Annotated in this window: 16 protein-coding genes; 12 read left to right on the top strand and 4 right to left on the bottom strand. The window is 69.1% G+C overall.

Going from position 1 to position 16,700, the window contains the following annotated elements; all coding sequences use genetic code 11:
• Positions 1-11: 11 nt before the first annotated feature.
• From EFK50_RS13795 to EFK50_RS13780, 4 genes are read right to left on the bottom strand one after another with little or no spacing between them, the layout of a single operon-like run.
• On the bottom strand, positions 12-767 hold the full coding sequence (locus EFK50_RS13795) for an SDR family NAD(P)-dependent oxidoreductase (RefSeq protein WP_123228105.1): 756 nt from the start codon (positions 765-767) through the stop codon (positions 12-14).
• Positions 764-2,014: an acyl-CoA dehydrogenase family protein gene (locus EFK50_RS13790; protein WP_221177384.1), complete on the bottom strand. Its 1,251-nt coding sequence runs from the start codon at positions 2,012-2,014 to the stop codon at positions 764-766. The genes EFK50_RS13795 and EFK50_RS13790 overlap by 4 nt, the downstream gene beginning before the upstream one ends.
• Positions 2,011-2,799 carry an enoyl-CoA hydratase/isomerase family protein gene (locus EFK50_RS13785; protein WP_123228104.1) on the bottom strand — a complete coding sequence of 263 codons (789 nt, stop codon included), beginning with the start codon at positions 2,797-2,799 and terminating at the stop codon, positions 2,011-2,013. Before EFK50_RS13785 ends, EFK50_RS13790 begins: the two co-directional genes overlap by 4 nt.
• Entirely contained in the window at positions 2,792-4,027 is a 1,236-nt protein-coding gene (locus tag EFK50_RS13780) for a CaiB/BaiF CoA transferase family protein (RefSeq protein ID WP_123228103.1), read from the bottom strand. Before EFK50_RS13780 ends, EFK50_RS13785 begins: the two co-directional genes overlap by 8 nt.
• Positions 4,028-4,139: 112 nt before the next feature.
• Here EFK50_RS13780 and EFK50_RS13775 point away from each other — a divergent pair, with 112 nt between their 5' ends.
• The 12 genes from EFK50_RS13775 to EFK50_RS13720 all read left to right on the top strand — a co-directional run bounded on the left by EFK50_RS13775 (position 4,140) and on the right by EFK50_RS13720 (position 16,692).
• Positions 4,140-5,318 carry a thiolase family protein gene (locus EFK50_RS13775; RefSeq protein WP_123228102.1) on the top strand — a complete coding sequence of 393 codons (1,179 nt, stop codon included), beginning with the start codon at positions 4,140-4,142 and terminating at the stop codon, positions 5,316-5,318.
• Positions 5,319-5,335: 17 nt separating this feature from the next.
• Positions 5,336-5,779, top strand: a complete 444-nt coding sequence (locus EFK50_RS13770; RefSeq protein ID WP_123228101.1) for a Zn-ribbon domain-containing OB-fold protein — start codon at positions 5,336-5,338, stop codon at positions 5,777-5,779.
• Entirely contained in the window at positions 5,776-6,240 is a 465-nt protein-coding gene (locus tag EFK50_RS13765; RefSeq protein ID WP_123228100.1) for a MaoC/PaaZ C-terminal domain-containing protein, read from the top strand. Before EFK50_RS13770 ends, EFK50_RS13765 begins: the two co-directional genes overlap by 4 nt.
• Before the next feature lie 128 nt (positions 6,241-6,368).
• Positions 6,369-7,898 carry an FAD/NAD(P)-binding protein gene (locus EFK50_RS13760; protein ID WP_183407817.1) on the top strand — a complete coding sequence of 510 codons (1,530 nt, stop codon included), beginning with the start codon at positions 6,369-6,371 and terminating at the stop codon, positions 7,896-7,898.
• On the top strand, positions 7,895-8,764 hold the full coding sequence (locus tag EFK50_RS13755) for a hypothetical protein (RefSeq protein ID WP_123228098.1): 870 nt from the start codon (positions 7,895-7,897) through the stop codon (positions 8,762-8,764). Before EFK50_RS13760 ends, EFK50_RS13755 begins: the two co-directional genes overlap by 4 nt.
• Positions 8,761-9,672 carry an alpha/beta fold hydrolase gene (locus tag EFK50_RS13750; protein WP_221177383.1) on the top strand — a complete coding sequence of 304 codons (912 nt, stop codon included), beginning with the start codon at positions 8,761-8,763 and terminating at the stop codon, positions 9,670-9,672. The genes EFK50_RS13755 and EFK50_RS13750 overlap by 4 nt, the downstream gene beginning before the upstream one ends.
• The gene (locus EFK50_RS13745) at positions 9,669-10,475 is read left to right on the top strand and encodes an enoyl-CoA hydratase/isomerase family protein (RefSeq protein ID WP_123228097.1); all 807 of its coding nucleotides are present in this window, start codon (positions 9,669-9,671) and stop codon (positions 10,473-10,475) included. Before EFK50_RS13750 ends, EFK50_RS13745 begins: the two co-directional genes overlap by 4 nt.
• Positions 10,472-12,106, top strand: a complete 1,635-nt coding sequence (locus tag EFK50_RS13740; protein ID WP_123228096.1) for an AMP-binding protein — start codon at positions 10,472-10,474, stop codon at positions 12,104-12,106. The genes EFK50_RS13745 and EFK50_RS13740 overlap by 4 nt, the downstream gene beginning before the upstream one ends.
• A 5-nt stretch (positions 12,107-12,111) precedes the next feature.
• A complete protein-coding gene (locus EFK50_RS13735; protein ID WP_123228095.1) occupies positions 12,112-13,251 on the top strand; it encodes an acyl-CoA dehydrogenase family protein in 1,140 nt (379 codons plus the stop codon).
• A gap of 51 nt (positions 13,252-13,302) precedes the next feature.
• On the top strand, positions 13,303-14,319 hold the full coding sequence (locus EFK50_RS13730; RefSeq protein WP_123228094.1) for a cyclase family protein: 1,017 nt from the start codon (positions 13,303-13,305) through the stop codon (positions 14,317-14,319).
• Between the two features lie 44 nt (positions 14,320-14,363).
• Positions 14,364-15,503, top strand: a complete 1,140-nt coding sequence (locus EFK50_RS13725) for an MBL fold metallo-hydrolase (protein WP_183407816.1) — start codon at positions 14,364-14,366, stop codon at positions 15,501-15,503.
• Between the two features lie 4 nt (positions 15,504-15,507).
• Entirely contained in the window at positions 15,508-16,692 is a 1,185-nt protein-coding gene (locus EFK50_RS13720; protein WP_123228093.1) for a thiolase family protein, read from the top strand.
• Positions 16,693-16,700: the final 8 nt, after the last annotated feature.

Genomic DNA, 16,700 nt, shown 5'->3' with positions numbered 1-16,700 from the left:
GTGCTCCTGGTTCATCGTGCGGACTGGCCGCCGTCGATGACGATCGTTTCTCCGGTCATGAAGTCAGACGCGGTCCCCGCCAGCAGCAGGATCCAGGGCGCCAGCTCCTCGACCTCGCCCATGCGTCGGGCCGGGATGGCCTTGAGCACCTTCTCGGTGACGGCGGGGTCGCTGCGCATCTCGGCATTCAGCTCGGTCGCGAAGTAGCCGGGCGCGACCGCGTTGACCTGGACGCCGTTGCGCGCCCACTCGACGGCCATGCAGGACGTGAACGCGATCACGCCGGCCTTCGAGGCCGCGTACGCCGCGTGGTTGGCGACACCCATCAGAGCGAAGTTCGAGGCGATGTTGATGACCTTGCCCGATCGCTGGGCTACCAGGTGCCGACCGACGGCTCGGGTCATCAGGTAGGTGCCGCGCAGGTTGGTGCCGACGACGCGGTCCCAGTCGGACGGGTCCTGGTCCAGCAGCGGCGTCGAGGACAGGACGCCCGAGTTGTTGACCAGGATGTCGACCCGCCCGTACTCCGCGACCGTCCGCACGACCAGCGCCTCGACGGCCTGCTCGTCGGTCACGTCCGTCGCCACGGCGAGCGCGCGGTGCCCCGCGGCGGTGGCCTCGGCGACGAAGCTCTCCAGCTGGGCAGGGGTGCGCGACGCGACCACGACGGCCGCTCCGGCCTCGGCCAGGGTCGCGGCGACGCCGCGCCCGATCCCGCGGCCCGCGCCGGTGACGATGGCTACCTTGCCATCCAGTGGCCTGCTCACAGGACATCCTTGATGTTCGATGCGGTGTCGCGGCCGATCAGCAGTCGCTGGACCTCGTTGGTGCCGTCGTAGATCTGGGTGACCTTGGCGTCGCGCAGGTACCTCTCGACCCCGACGTCCGCAAGGTCACCGAACGGGCCCAGCAGGCGGACGGCCTCGACGGCGGCGTGCCAGCCGAGGTCGGTGCAGGTCTGCTTCATGATGCCGATGCGACCCGTCGAGGGCGTCTCGGCGACGTCGATCTCCCTCGCGACGGCGAGCAGGAGGAGCCGGCCCCGGAGGATCTCTCCGCGCAGCTCCGCCAGGGAGAAGGTGAGGTCGTCGGGCAGAGCGGGCCCGTGGATCCGGTGCAGGGCGGTCAGGGTCCGCGCGTAGACGGCCCGAGCGATCCCGACGCCTTGGGCAGCCGCGCTCACCCGAGACTTGACCACCGAAGCGGTCACGACAGGCCACCCGTCACCCTCGGCCCCGAGCCGGTTCCCGACCGGGACCTCGACGTCGGCGAAGAAGAGCTCGGCGGTCGACGATCCGTGCATGCCCATCTTCTCGAACGGCTGGCTGCGGGTCAGTCCTTCGGGGTTGCCCTCCACCACCAGGGCCGTGATCCCGCGACGCTTCTGGGCCGGGTCGACCGTGGCGAAGCACACGATCACGTCCGACCGGTCCCCGGTGGTGATGAACGTCTTTCCTCCGGTGATCCGGTACGCCGTGACGTCACCGCCGTCCTCGACCCGGCGCGCACGAGTCCGCAAGGCGGCAGCATCGCTCCCGGCATCGGGCTCGGTGATGCCCAGCGAGCCGTACCGCGACCCGTCGACCAGACCGGGGATCAGCCGGTCGGCAAGCTCTTCGCTGCCCGCGCGCCAGATCGGGTAAGCGGCGTGCATCTGCGTCATGTAGACGAGGCTGGTCGCAGGGCAGGCGGCGGTGATCTCCTCCATCGCCACGGCGTACGCGACGTTCGAGTCAGCCGTTCCACCCCACCGCTCGGGGAAGATCAGGCCGGCGAGACCGGCGCTGGCGAGAGCCTGGTAGCTGTCGTGCGCGAAGTCGTGCGTGCGGTCGAGGTCGGCGGCTCGTGGCGCCACCTCGAGGGCGACGACGGCTCGCACCCGGGCGCGAACCTCGCGCTCCCGCTTGTCGAGCAGCTGGTCGCTGGCGGGCTCGTCGAGGGCGTCGTGCAGGGCGATGTACGCGTCGGGATCGTGCTCGACGTCGAAGAGCTCAGCGACCGGCACGGCGCTCACCACCCTTCCGTCGGGTCGGGGAATTCGGCGGAGCGCTTCTCCTGGAAGGCACCGACGCCTTCGCGGGCCTCGGCGCTGCCGGTGGCCACGGCGGCCAGCGCGGTCTCGAAAGCAAGGTCCTGCGGGCTGGGCGCACCGACCCGGAGCGCTCGCAGGATAGCGGCATGGGCGCGCGGGCCACGGGCCGCCACGGTGTCGGCCACGTCCAGAGCGGCCTGAATCAGGTCCGCTGGCTCCACCGGCTCGAGCGGGGTCAGCCCCAGCTCGTAGGCACGCGAGGCGGACATCCGTGATCCGGTGAGCATCATGTGCGCGGCGACGGCCGGGCCGACGACCCGCGACAGCCGCTGCGTCCCGCCGTACCCCGGGATCAGGCCGAGTCCGGACTCGGGGAGCGCGAACGACGCGTTGGTCGACAGCACCGCGAAGGTGGAGGCGAGGACCAGCTCGAAGCCGCCACCGAGCGCGAGCCCGTTGACCGCTGCGATGACCGGGACCGGACTGTGCTCGATCTCCGCGAGGATGCGTTGCCCCGCCCCGAGCACGATTCCGGCGCGTTCGGCGTCCAGACCGCTGAGCTCGTCGAGGTCGGCGCCGGCGCTGAACGCCTTCTCACCCGTCCCGGTGATCACGACCGCACGGACCCCAGGGGTGCCGACAGCCGCGCGCACTGCGTCTCCGAGGGCGGTCAGGGTCTCGGCGTTCAAAGCGTTGTAGACGCTCGGCCGGTTGATCCTGAGTATCCGCGCGCGGCTTCGTTCCTCCACCACGACGACGTCAGTCATCGTGCACCTCCTTGTCGCGGACGTGCACCGCTCCCGCGGCGACGAGCTCGCTGATCTGGTCGTCGGTGCAGCCCAGGGACGCCAGCACCGCACGGCTGTGCGCGCCCAGGGCCGGGACCGGTTGGTTCGGCGGCACCGGCACGGAGGCCAGCCGGAACGGAGCGCGGACACCGAAGAGCCCCGGCGCGTCCGCGACCGGGAGCAGGTTGCCCCGCGCCCTGACCTGCGGGTCGTCGACGACCTCGGAGAGCGTCTTGACCGCAGATGCGGGGACATCCGCCTCGTCGAGCACCTTGAGCCACTCGGCCGCCGGGCGCTCCCGGAGCCTGTCGGCGACCACGGCCGTGATCGTCCCGCGCTGGGCGCGACGTCCCGCGTTGTCCGTCAAGGCGGCGTCGGCGACGAGCTCGGCGAGCCCCAGCACGCCGCAGAAGCGCTGCCACATCAGGTCGTTCCCGATCGCCACCGCGATGTCGCGGTCAGCCGTCACGAAGGTCTGGTAGACGGCCAGGACCGAGTCGGTGCCGCCGCTGGGACCCGGCTCGGGCTCACCGGCCAGGAACGACGCGATGCGCGGAGCCATCAGCGCGAGGTCGCCGTCGAGGAGCGAGATGTCGATCAGGTCGCCGGTCCCGTGGGCGCGTTGTCGCACGACGGCCGCGCAGATCGCCAGGGCCGCCGACATGCCGGCGACGATGTCCGACAGAGCGGTGGAGACACGCTGCGGCGGACCTCCCTTCGCACCGGTGACCGACATCAACCCGGAACGGGCCTGGGCCACCAGGTCGTAGCCGGGCAGGCCGCTGTCCGGACCGTCCAGCCCGAAGCCGGACACGGCGCAGTAGATGAGCCGCGGGTGCCGCGCACGGATGGTCTCGGGGTCCAGCCGCAGGCCGGCGAGCTTGTCCGGGTTCAGGTTCTCCATGAACACGTCCGCCTCAGCGAGCAGCAGGTGCAGGACCTCCAGACCGCCCGGCTTGCGGACGTCGAGCACGACCGACTCCTTGTTCCGGTTCGCCGAGGCGAACCAGGCCGAGGTCCCGTCGACGAACGGCGGTCCCCAGTGTCGGGCGTCGTCCCCGGACCCGGGCCGCTCGATCTTGATCACCCGAGCGCCGAGCTCAGCGAGGTACATCGAGCCGGTGGGGCCGGCGTACGAGGTCGTCATGTCGAGGACGGTGACGCCGTCGAGGGGGCCGACGACCGGTGGATGCCCGTGATCTGCCATGAGCGGATGATGTCTGACATTTAACTTACTGTCAATGGCTTGACATTTAGAAAGGATCTGAGTTCTATACAGCCTAGTTAATGTCTGACCGTATGAATGGAGTGGCGTGCACATGGAACCTGTGGCCTCGGTCGTCGGCATCGGCGCCCTCCCGGTCGGCAAGTACGTCGACGTCCTCGAGCACGAGATGCTCGCCCAGGCGCTGGTCCAGGCCGTCACCGATGCGGGCCTGTCGAAGGAGGACATCGACGCCCTGGTCTTCGCACTCCCTCGGCCCTACTGCGAGCAGCGCTACTTCGGCACGTTCATGGCGGGGTACCTGGACATGCCGGTCGACGACATCCTGCTCGAGGTCCTGGGCAACGGGATGACCGGCGGCCTCGCGTTCGACCTCGCCGTCGACCGGGTCGCATCGGGCAAGGCCAAGGTGGCCGTCGCCCTGGGTGTCAACCGCGAGATGCACGTTCCCACCGGCGAGCACATGCACCTGTCGATGCGTGCGGTCGGCGACGTCGACTTCCACGTGCCGTTCGGCGTGACCCCGATCGCGTGGTACGCGCTGAACGCGACCCGCTACATGCACGAGTACGGACTGACCCGCGAGCAGCTGGCCTCGATCCCGGTGAAGAACCGCCGGCACGCGATGCTCAACCCGCTGGCCCAGATGCGCAAGGAGATCAGCATCCAGGACGTGCTGGACGCGCGTCAGATCGTGCGACCCCTCGGACTCCTCGACGTGCCGCCGCGCTCGGACGGCGCCGTCGCGATCGTGGTTGCACGACCCGACATCGCACGCTCGCTCGGGCGCCACGTCGACGTGGTTAGCCGCGGTTTCTACCACGAGGGCATCCACCAGGTCTCGAGCCGGCCTACCGACCTGACCACGTTCGAGTCCGCCCGGATCGCCTCCGGCAAGGCATACGAGGGGGCCGGCATCACCGCCTCGGACCTGGACTTCGCCGAGGTCTACGCCCCGTGCTCGATCGTCGAGCTGATCCTCACCGAGTCGATCGGCCTGTTCCCGCGCGGCACCGGCGGTGAAGCCGCAGCGGCAGGCGAGAGCAGCATCGGCGGACGCGTCCCGGTGAGCCCGTCCGGCGGTCTCGCCAGCCGCGGTCACCCGCCGCACGTCACACCGCTCTACAACGTCTACGAAGCCGTGGAGCAGCTGCGCGGCGAGGCCGGGGACCGTCAGGTCGTCGGCGCCGGCATCGGAGCAGTGACCGCCGAGCTCGGCGACTACAACGCGACCTTGATGCACATCCTCTCCCGCCCCGAGAACCGCGCGTGACCACAGGAGGTCCTGCCGTGCCGACCGAGCAACTCGCCTATCCGCCGCGGATGACGGAGTTCACCGCCCCGTTCTGGGACGGCCTCCGCGAGGGGCGCCTGAGCACCACGCAGTGCACGTCGTGCGCGGAGATCTCGTTCCCTCCGAAGCCGTTGTGCCCGGGCTGCTGGTCGAGCGACGTCACCTGGATCGACCTGCGCGGCACAGGCACCCTCCGCAGCTATACCGAGGTCAGCGCCGCGCCGTCGATGTTCGCCCACGAGGTGCCGTACACCCTCTGCCTGGTCGACCTCGACGAAGGCGTCCGGTGCCTGAGCCGGGTGCGCAACGCCTGGGACGAGCTCGTGCCAGACGCACGGGTGGAGGTCGTCTTCCGCGAGGCCGAGCCCGCCTACCTCTTCGAGTTCGTGCTGTTCGCGGACCCGAGCACATCCACCAGCGAAGAACAGGAACTCCCGTGACCAACGAACCTCGTGGCAAGCACTTCGACGACTTCTCCGTGGGCGACGTCTTCACCACCGGCAAGCGCACCGTCACCACGACCGACATCGTGAATTTCTCCTGCCTGTCGGGTGACTTCAACGAGGTGCACACGAACTGGGAGTACTGCAAGGAGTCACCGTTCGGCGAGCCCATCGCGCACGGCCCGCTCGTCTACGCGATCGCGGCCGGGCTCGGCTACGCGTCCGGGCTCAACGAAGGCACCCTCATCGCGCTACTCGGCGTCGACGACTGGAAGATGCTCAAGTCGGTCAAGAACGGCGACACGATCCACCTCGAGCAGGAGGTCGTGGCAGTGAAGGCGGCGAGCAAGGGCGGCAAGGGTGTCGTCACGTTCGACCGCCGGATCCGCAACCAGCACGGTGACGTGGTCCAGCAGATGACCAGCGCCTACCTGTACCACGCCCGCCCGCAGAACTGATCACCTCGCGGCCGTTGACACGTCAGCTCCACCCAATATACCGTTTGCTATATTAATGTGACTGCCGTTACATCCTTGGCAGTCGACCCGACCCCCGGCTCACCCCCGGCAACCGTGAGGGAATGCGGATGAACCCGTCCTACGACAAGTCGAACCGCGTCGTGATCGTCGGCGGAGGACCAGCCGGCGTCTCGGCGTTCGGCGCGCTGGTCAGGCGCGGCCCGATCGCCGAGATCACTGTGGTCGACCCGATCCCCGTCGGACTCGGCAACGTGTACGGCGACCTGTTCGCCAGCGACCCGATCCTGCTGTGCAACACCCCCACCGGGTTCATGTACCTGGACGACACGGCCCGCGCGGACTTCCTGGACTACCTGGTCGACCGTGGCTGGCCCGTCGGCCTCGACGACCACCTGCCGCGCTTCCTGTTCGGGCAGTACTGCCGTGACCGCTTCCAGCAGTTCCGCGACGAGGCCGAGCGTGCCGGCACCCTCGTACGGGTGGTCGAGAGCCTCGCCGAGTCGGTCACCCAGACCGGGGACGGCTACCAGGTCGCCCTGAGCAGCGGCGACGTGCTCACCGCCACCGACGTCGTCCTCTGCGTGGGCCTCAAGACCCCGAAGCTCGCCCCGCTCGTCGAGCAGTACGAGGGCAACGAGCGCCTGCTCCGCGGTAGCTACCCGGCGTCCCGGGTGCGCGAGCTGGAACCGGAGTCGCGGGTGCTCGTCCTCGGCGTCCGATCCAGCGCCCAGGACACGATGGCGATGCTGTGCCGCGACGGCCACACGGTCGTCGCCACCTCTCCGAGCGGACGCCTCTCGGCGGTCCGCGACCGGTGCAGCGTGCCGGCCGAGGCCAAGCTGGACCGCGAGAAGTGGCTCGCCCTCGACCCGGAGGACCCGGAGATCGTGTCGAAGGTGACCCAGTACCTGGTCGACGACGTCCTCACGGCCGGCGAAGGCCGTGAGCTGACCCAGCAGATCGTGTCCGAGGCACCCGACACGCTGTCGCGCCTCGAGGCCGAGCTGACCCAGGCGGTCAGCGGTGACACCCGGTGGGCCGACCTCACCTACGAAGGCCTCTTCACCCTGAACTCCCTGGTGGGCCCGTGGGGTCCGGACGCCCGCGCGAAGCTGATGCCGCTGGCGTACCCGATCCTGACGCACTACGTGAACGCGCTCCCGGTCCTGACGGCCCGCAACCTGGTGGCCAACATCAAGGCCGGACGCACCCTGATCAAGGACGTGTTCGTCGAGAAGGTGCTCGAGGCCGACAACGGGTTCGACGTCACCTGGAACGACGGGACCGTCGAACGTTTCGACTACATCGTCTCGACGAGCGGATTCCACTTCCCGCGCTTCGTCACCGACGACGGGCGGACGATCCGGTTCACCCACGACGGCGCCATCGGCGAGGACACCCTCGTCGGCCTGACCAAGGACCTGCGCCTGGACCTCCGGGGGAACGGCGAGGCGGAGCGGATCTGGGCGATCGGCGCGGCCTGCGGCCAGCGCTACCCCTTCGCCCACGTGATCATGCTCGCGGCCGCGCAGGCACCGCACGTCGCGGCGATGCTCGTGGACGGCGAGGTTGGCAACGTCGAGGAGATCGCGCCGACCTACGGCGCAATCCAGACCCGAATGGCGGTAGGAGCATGAGCACGTTCGTCCTTCAGCACGGACCCAACGGCCCCGGTGACTTCGTCACTGCGTTCCGCGAGTACGGCGCCGATGTCACCACGTCGACCAGTCCGGACAGCGGCGCGGTCAGGGTCACCCCGACCGACGGCCAGGAGCCCGTGGTTCCCGACGGCGCGACCACGACGCCGGTAGCCCGTGGGTCGTGGAGCGGCACGGACCGGTACGGCGTGGACACCGTCAGCCTCGACGGCGACCACGTCGTCCAGGCCGTGTATCGCCACCGGGTCGATCCCGACCGTCCGACCGTGCTGCGGCACCGCATCACGGTCCCGGACAGCGCCGAGCGCGAAGCCGTGTCCCGGCTCGCCCGCGAGGCCTTGGACCTGGCCGGCATCCGTTCCGGCGCCGGCCACGTCACGGTCGAGGGCGACCCTGACGGCCTGCGCTGCACCAGCGTGCTGGACAGCCCGTCGCACTGGCCGGTTCCCGCCGACCTCTCGTTCCACGCGTACGGCCACAGCCACCAGCACCTGCTCGCGGAGAGCCTGCTCCAGCCCGAGGCTTTCGCACGTCGGGTCAAGCGCGCACCTCGCGACTGCGGCAGCGTGCTCGCCCTCGCCTACCTGACCGGTACGCCCGAAGACGCGATCACCAACCCGGACATCAGCCTCCTCGTGCGCCACCTCCCCGGGTTCGCCGGGATCGTCCGGTCTCCCGGAGCAGCGGGCACGCCGCTCGAGGACGTCTGGGGCTACGTAGCCTTCGTCCACACCGACGAGCCCCTGGTCCAGCAGTCCCTGACGATCCTCCACGAGCTCGCAGCGTCGGGCCAGCTCTGGGGCGGCTCCCGGACCTACATCGACTTCAACGGCCGCGTCTCGTGACCGCCACCACCAACGGAAAGGGCACCGCAGTGAACTTCGACCAGAAGACCGTCCGCGTGAACGACATGGATGTCGACTACTTCGAGCTCGGCAGCGGCCCGTTGGCCCTGTGCATCCACGGCTTCCCGGACACGCCCCACACCTGGCGCCACCTGATGCCCCGGCTGGCCGATGCCGGCTTCCGGGTCGTGGCTCCGTACCTCCGCGGCTACAACGCAGACCTGCCGCCCGACGGCGGCTACCAGGTCGGCGCCATGGTGTCGGACGCCATCGGGCTCCACGAGGCGCTCGGCGGCGACGGTGACGCCGTCATCGTCGGCAGCGACATGGGCGCCCTGGCCACCTACGGCGCGATCGACCTCGCGCCCGACCGCTGGAAGCGGGCCGTCACGATGGCCGCCGCACCGCACGGCGTCCTGGCCGACGCCTTCCTCGACTACGACATGATCCGGCGCATCTACTACATCTTCATGCTGCAGACCGACACCGCCGACGCGATCCTGGAGCGCGACCCGTACGGGTGGCTCAAGTCGATCTGGGACTACTTCTCGGCGGGCTACGACTCGACCGAGGACATGGAGTACCTCCAGCAGACGCTGGCCAAGCCCGAGAACCTCTGGGCAGCGACCCGGGGCATCTTCAAGGCACGCCTGAACGCCGATTACCACCTGGAGAAGTACGCAGCCGAGCAGGCCGCGGGCGACGGTCCGTTCCAGGTGCCGATCCGGTACCTGCACGGCACGGACGACGGCGTCTTCCCGGCACGCCTGGCGAAGGCAGCCGACGGCGCCCTCGGCGAGCACGGCGAGTTGAAGTTCATCGACGGGGTCGGACATTTCCTGCACCTGGAGAAGCCCGAGGTTGTCAACGACCTCGTGGTGGAGTGGGTCACCGCAGGGTCGGCATGACCGGCGTCGACTCCGGCACCCCCGACTGTCTGTGGACGGTCGGGGGCGGGGTCTTCGACATCCAGGTGTCGAGGGCCCACGTCCGCAACGCGTTCTCACCGACCGTGTACGACGCGGTCAAGCGCGGTGTCACCCTCGCAGGCGCGCGTGAGGACGTCCGCGCGGTGGTGCTCCGGGGCACTCCGGGAGCGTTCGGGGTCGGTGGCGACCTGTCGATCTTCCTGGGCCTCCTCGACGGCGGCCGGGAGCACTTCCTGAGCAACTTCGAGGCCAACTACGACGAGCCGCTGCCGTTCCACGCGATCCTTACCTGCCCCAAGCCGGTGATCGCTGCCGTGGACGGACTCTGCGTCGCCGGCGGCATGCTGCTCGCGGCGTGCGCCGACATCACGATCGCCACGCCGGGATCCCGCTTCGCCATCCCGGAGGCACGCGTCGGACTCGCCGACTCGATCGCAGCGGCACTGCTGCCGCCGATCATCGGCCAGGCCCGCGCCCGCTACCTGCTTCTCACCGGAGCGATGATCGATGCCGAGACAGCCGCTGCCTGGGGGCTCGTCACCTCGGTCGCCGAGGACCTGGAGGCCGAGACGGCCCGGATCGTCGACGAGCTGCAGCGAGCCGCTCCCCGCGCGCAGAGCGCCTACAAGCAGATGCTCAACGCAGGTACCACCATCCCGTCGGCGCGACCGCTGATGGAAGCGGCCGTCGACGGCGACGGCCACGCAGGCCTGAGGGCCTTCGTGGACAAGACCCCCCCACCGTGGCTCACCGCCACCGAGACACCGGAGCACGACTCATGAGCACCTCCTCCCCCGCCCCGGGACGATCGCCGGACCTGAGGACCGTGCACGGGTCGCTTGAGCTGGCCGAGAAGCTCTCGCCCGGGAAGCAGGTCCTGCACCTGCACGGCGAGCGTGGCTACACCGCGACCGAGCTCATCGAACGGGCCGGACGGTGCGCCACCGTCCTGGCCGACCTGGGCACGTCCGCCGGCGACCGGGTCGCGATCATGCTGACTAACCGGATCGAGTTCATCGACGCGTTCTTCGGGATCGCCCGGATCGGCGCGATCTCGGTGCCGCTGAACATCAGCCTCCGCGGACCCATGCTGGAGCACCAGCTCCAGGAGACCGTCCCCCAGGTCGTCGTCGTCGAGAAGCAGATGCTCGAAGTCGTCAGGACCGCCGCCGATGCCATCGGCAGCCCGGCGCGGATCCTCGTGGTCGACGATCCCGGCGCTGCCGGGACGATCGACTACCAAGCGGCCTTCGCGAAGGCCCCGGTCGCGCCGCTGGTGCCGGTCGACGAGCGGGACACCGCCTCGATTCTCTATACCTCGGGCACGACCGGTCCGTCGAAGGGCGTGACCCATAGCCACACCTCGCTGGTCGCGTTCTCCGAGAAGTCGTCCTGGCTGGCCCAGTTCCGCGGCGACGACGTCGCGTTCACCTGCCTGCCGTTCTTCCACGCGAACGCGATCGCCTCCACCCTGCTGCCGATGTTCCGGCTCGGGGGCACGGTAATCATCTCCGAACGCTTCTCGGCCGCGACGTACTGGAAGGACGTCCGGGAGACCGGGGCGACCGCCATCAACCTGCTCGGATCGATGGTGCCGATCCTGTGGAACGCACCGCCGTCGGAGGAGGACGCCCGCAACCAGGTGCGCGTCGCCGTCTCGGTCCCCACCCCGACAGCCGACATCTACAACCTCTTCGAGGAACGGTTCGGCCTGCGCGTCGTCTCCCTGTACGGCAGCACCGACGCCTCCGTGGTGATCGGTACACCGCCCGACGAGCACGGACGCCCCGGCTACTGCGGCAAGGCGCACCCGGACTTCGACTGCCGGGTGGTCGACGACAACGACGGGGAGGTTGCTCCCGGCACCCCTGGCGAGCTGGTCATCAGGCCGCACGTCCCCGACAGCATGATGGTGGGCTATTGGGACAGCCCGACCGCGACGGTCGAGACCTGGCGCAACCTGTGGTTCCACACCGGTGACGTGCTGGCGATGGACTCCGACGGATGGTTCCGATTCATCGACCGTAAGAAGGACGCTCTGCGCCGGTTCGGCGAGAACATCTCCAGCTTCGAGGTCGAGACCGTCGTGCTGATGCACCCGCAGGTCGCCGAGTCGGCGGTGTACGCCGTGCCGTCCGAGCTCTCCGAGGACGAGGTCATGGTCGCGGTCGTCGCCGAGGACGGCCAGACGATCGACGTGGACGACCTCGCCCGCCACTGCGAGGAGCTCCTCCCCTACTTCGCCGTACCGCGGTTCTACGACGTTCGGACCGCGCTGCCGAAGACAGCCAACGAGAAGGTGCGCAAGGACGTCCTCCGCTCCGAGGGGATCACCGAGCACACCGTCGACATCGGCCCCCGTGGCCGGAAGGCACGTGAACGCGCCACCACCAGCACAGCCCAAGGAAAGTGAGCGTCATGGAACGCGAATTGTTCAGCTCCGAGCACGACGACTTCCGCCAGATGGTGCGGACCTTCATCGAGAAGGAGGTCGTCCCGCACACCGAGGAGTGGACCGACCTGGTGCCCCGGGAGGTCTTCGACCGCCTCGGCGAGCTAGGCATCATCGGCGTACGGATGCCGGAGGAGTTCGGCGGCGGCGGCGCACCGGGGTTCCTCTACAACGCGATCATCGTCGAGGAGGCGGCCCGCGCGCTGGTCTCGCTCGGCCCGCTGCGCTGCCACATGGACATCGTGTCCCCTTACTTCACCAAGTTTGCGAACCAGGAACAGCGCGAGCGCTGGTTCCCGGGTCTTGCGTCGGGTGAGCTGTTCAGCGCGATCGCGATGACCGAGCCCGACACCGGGTCCGACCTCGCCGGAATCCGGACCACGGCGCGACGCGACGGCGACAGCTGGATCGTCAACGGCGCCAAGACGTTCATCACCGGTGGCACCCACGCCGACCTGGTCGTCACCGTAGCCCGTACCTCCGAGGAGGAGAACCGGCGCGAAGGACTCAGCCTCCTGGTCGTGGAGGCCGGGATGCCCGGCTTCGAGAAGGGCCGCCGGCTGCCCAAGATCGGTCTGCCCCTGCAGGACCTCTGCGAGCTGTCGTTCAACGACGTGCGGGTTCCGGCCGCGAACCTGCTGGGCGAGGAGGGCCAGGCGTTCAAGCACTTGACCGGCAACCTCGCCCAGGAACGACTGTCGATCGCGGTGGGCAGCGTCGCCGCCGCGCAGGCCGCCCTTGCGACGACCATCGACTACGTCAAGGAGCGCAAGGTCTTCGGCAAGCCGCTGGCGACCTTCCAGAACTCGAAGTTCGAGCTGGCAGCGGTCGCCGCCGAGATCGAGGCCGGCCAGGCGCTGGTCGACCGTGCCCTCGCCCGGCATGAGAGAGGCGAACTCACCTCCGTCGACGCCGCCAAGGCGAAACTTTTCTCCACCGAGCTCCAGAACCGCGCCATCGACCGGTGCCTCCAGCTCTTCGGCGGCTACGGGTACATCACCGAGTACCCGATCGCGCGCCTGTACGCCGATGCGCGGGTCAGCCGGATCTACGGCGGCACGAGCGAGGTCATGAAGTCGATCATCAGCAAGTCGATCGGCCTATGACGCTCTGATCCGCGAGCAGGTCCGGCACCGCACCGCACACTAGGAGGAACGATGGGACGACGTTCATTCGGTTTCTACGACCCGCAGTGGGCGCCGCCGGCGTACACCGTCGACGAGCACGGCAAGGTCGTCGACGGCTACATGCCGCCCGGGGTCAACAACTGGGGACGCTGGGGTGACGACGACCAGCGCGGAGCCTCCCAGCTGATCGGGCCCGCCGAGACGTTGCGAGCCGCACGGTCTGTGAGCAAGGGCGCCGTCTTCTCCCTGGCTCTGCCGATCGACGCGACGGCGCCGCGGTGGCCCGGACGGCCGGCGGCGAAGCACTACTTCGCCGTCTCCGGCTCCGACGTCCTCGCCGGATCCAAGTTCAGCGAGTTCTTCCCCGGCCACGTGCACCTCGACGACCACTTGGACATGGCACTCCAGGGGTCGACGCAGTGGGACTCCTTGGCGCACATCCCGGTCGACGACAGCTTCTACAACGGCTACTGGGTCGGCACCGCCACCTCGGACGGTGCACCGTTCGACCACATCGGCCACCAGCGGGAGAGCTTCGTGGGCCGCGGCGTGCTGCTCGACGTGGCCCGGCACCAGGGCGTCCAGTCGCTGGAACCCGGCTACGTCATCACACCCGACCTCCTGGATGCCGTCTGCGCCTCCCAGGGCATCGAGATCGCCCCCGGTGACATTGTGCTGATCCGCACCGGGTACCTCGCGCTGTGGTGGGACCTGACCACCGACGAGGAGAAGCTCGCCTACTTCATGAACGGCTGTCCCGGCCCTGGTTCGGCCTGCGCCCAGTGGTTCGCGGACCACGACGTCGCAGCAGCAGCCACCGACACGGTCGGCTTCGAGGCGATGCCTGCTGAGGACCCGGAGAAGCCCTTCGACCTCCACCGCCGGCTGCTGTGCGACCTCGGCGTCACGATCGGCGAGCTCTGGAACCTAGACGCCCTGGCAACCGACTGCGCCGAGGACGGGACCTACGAGTTCCTCCTGGTCGCGCCCCCGCTCAACATCCCCGAAGCCGTGGGATCGCCGCTCAACCCCATCGCGATCAAGTAGCGCCACCGCAGCACGATCACCCCCACCCGAACCGGAGCTCCACCATGACGATCAAGATCCCGACCACCGACCCGGTCATCCTCCCGGAACCCTCCGGGAGCGCCGAAGCGTTCACCGTCCTCGAGAGCCTGGCCCCGGCCCGCACGGCCCCCGGCGGCGTCGGTGCGCGGCTGCGAGCGACCAAGGCCGCCGCCGAGATCTTCCGCAAGGAGTTCGCCGCCACGGGCGTCCCGGCGTACGCCGAGTCGTTCGATCTGTCCACGATCCCCTACCCGACCGCCTTCGGTCTCTGGCGCGCGACCACGATCGACGCGGAGTTTATGAACTTCCGGATCCGCATGTTCGTCGCCCAGTGGCACGACGAGTCCGGCACGCGACGGACACTCCTGTTCAACGCCAGCGACGGACCACTCGACTCGAACACGCCGTACTTCAAGGACCTGTTCACGAGCCGGTCGACGGAGGAGGTCCGCGAGATCGTCAAGGTGCACCACTCACCGCTCGACCACCTCGAGGCGATCGGCATCGCCCCCGAGGACGTGGACTACCTCGCGTACGACCACCTGCACACCCAGGACCTCCGGCACTGGCTGGGCACGACCCGTCCGCAGGACGACATCTCGCCCGACGCGCCCGTCGAGGCCGTCTTCCCCAACGCCAAGGTGATCGTCCAGCGCACCGAGTGGGAGAGCCTGTCCGACCTGCACCCGTTCCAGCAGCCCTGGTACCAGCCGACGACCTACGCCGATGTCCCCGCCGAGAAGATCATCCTCGTCGACGGTGACGTCCTGCTCGGGCCCGGCGTCGCTCTGCTGCTGACCTACGGCCACGTGGCCGGGAACATGTCTTTGTGCCTGAACACCGACACCGGTATCTGGACGTTCAGCGAGAACACGGTGGCCGCAGAACTCGTCACCCCCGAGCACAGCAAGATCCCCGGTGTGGCCGAGTGGGCCGAGCAGTGGCACCAGGAGGTCGTGATCAACGCCAACACGATCGAGTCCGCAGCAGACCAGTACAACTCGCTGATCATGGAGAAGTACGTCGCCGACTTCTCTGCGGTCGACCCCCGTTTCCGCCAGTTCTTCCCGACCGCGGAGCTGATCGCCATGCTTCCCGGAGCTGCCGAACCGACCTTCATGCATGAGCGCCTCATCCACGGCACTGCTCCGGCCAACGGCTGACCTGATGCCTGACTCCTACATCTACCGCAGCGCACGCACACCCTTCGGACGCTTCAACGGCGCACTGTCCGAGGTTCGTCCAGACGACCTTGCCGCCACAGCGCTGGGCGGGCTGCTGAGCTCGGTTCCCGAGCTCGACCCGTCCCGCATCGGCGACGTCACCTGGGGCCTGGCCAACGGGGCCGGGGAGGACAACCGCAACGTCGGGCGGATGGCCGTGCTCCTGGCCGGCCTGCCCACCTCGGTCCCGGCGACGACGATCAACCGGCTGTGCGGATCCAGCATGGACGCGGTCATGAGCGCCTCCAGGACCATTGAGAGTGGCGACGCCGAGATCGTCGTGGCCGGCGGAGTGGAGTCCATGACCCGGGCTCCCTGGGTGCTCCCCAAGCCGTCACGCGCCTTTCCGGCGGGCGACGCCGTGGCAGTGTCGACCACCCTGGGCTGGCGGCTGGTGAACGAGCGCATGCCGGCGGAGTGGACCCGCTCGCTCGGCGAGTGCAATGAACTGCTCCAGGAGAAGTACTCCATCTCCCGCGAACGACAAGACGAGTTCGCGGCTCGTTCGCATGCACTCGCTGACGCCGCCTGGAACGACGGCTTCTACGACGACCTGATCGTGCCGGTGCCCGGCGTCGACCTCGACCGCGACGAGGGCATCCGGGAAGGCACCACTACCGAGACGCTGGCCGCGCTACGTCCGGCGTTCCGTCCCGACGGGACGATCACCGCAGGCAACGCGTCACCGCTGAACGACGGCTCGGCCGCCGTGCTCATCGGTTCCGGAGCAGCCGCTGACAGGATCGGGTCCCCTCCTCTGGCGCGGATCGCCGGGCGCGCAGCGGCCGCCCTGGACCCTCAGCTGTTCGGGTACGCCCCGGTCGAGGCTGCAGACCGAGCGCTGGCACGGGCCGGGATCACCTGGGCCGACGTCGGCGCGGTCGAGCTCAACGAGGCGTTCGCCGTCCAGTCCCTCGCGTGCGTCGACGCGTGGGGCATCGATCCGGCCATCGTCAACACGCGCGGTGGCGCGATCGCGATCGGCCACCCGCTCGGCGCATCGGGGGCACGGATCATCGGCACGCTGGCACACGACCTAAGAGTTCGTGGATCCCGCTGGGGCGTGGCCGCAATCTGCATCGGCGTGGGACAAGGGCTCGCTGTCGTCCTGGAGAACTGCTGGGCCTGAGCCGCACG

This window comes from Nocardioides marmoriginsengisoli, assembly GCF_003725695.1.
Lineage (GTDB): Bacteria > Actinomycetota > Actinomycetes > Propionibacteriales > Nocardioidaceae > Marmoricola > Marmoricola marmoriginsengisoli.
Note: the sequence above shows the minus strand (reverse complement) of the source record. Positions and strands in the feature narration are given on the sequence as shown.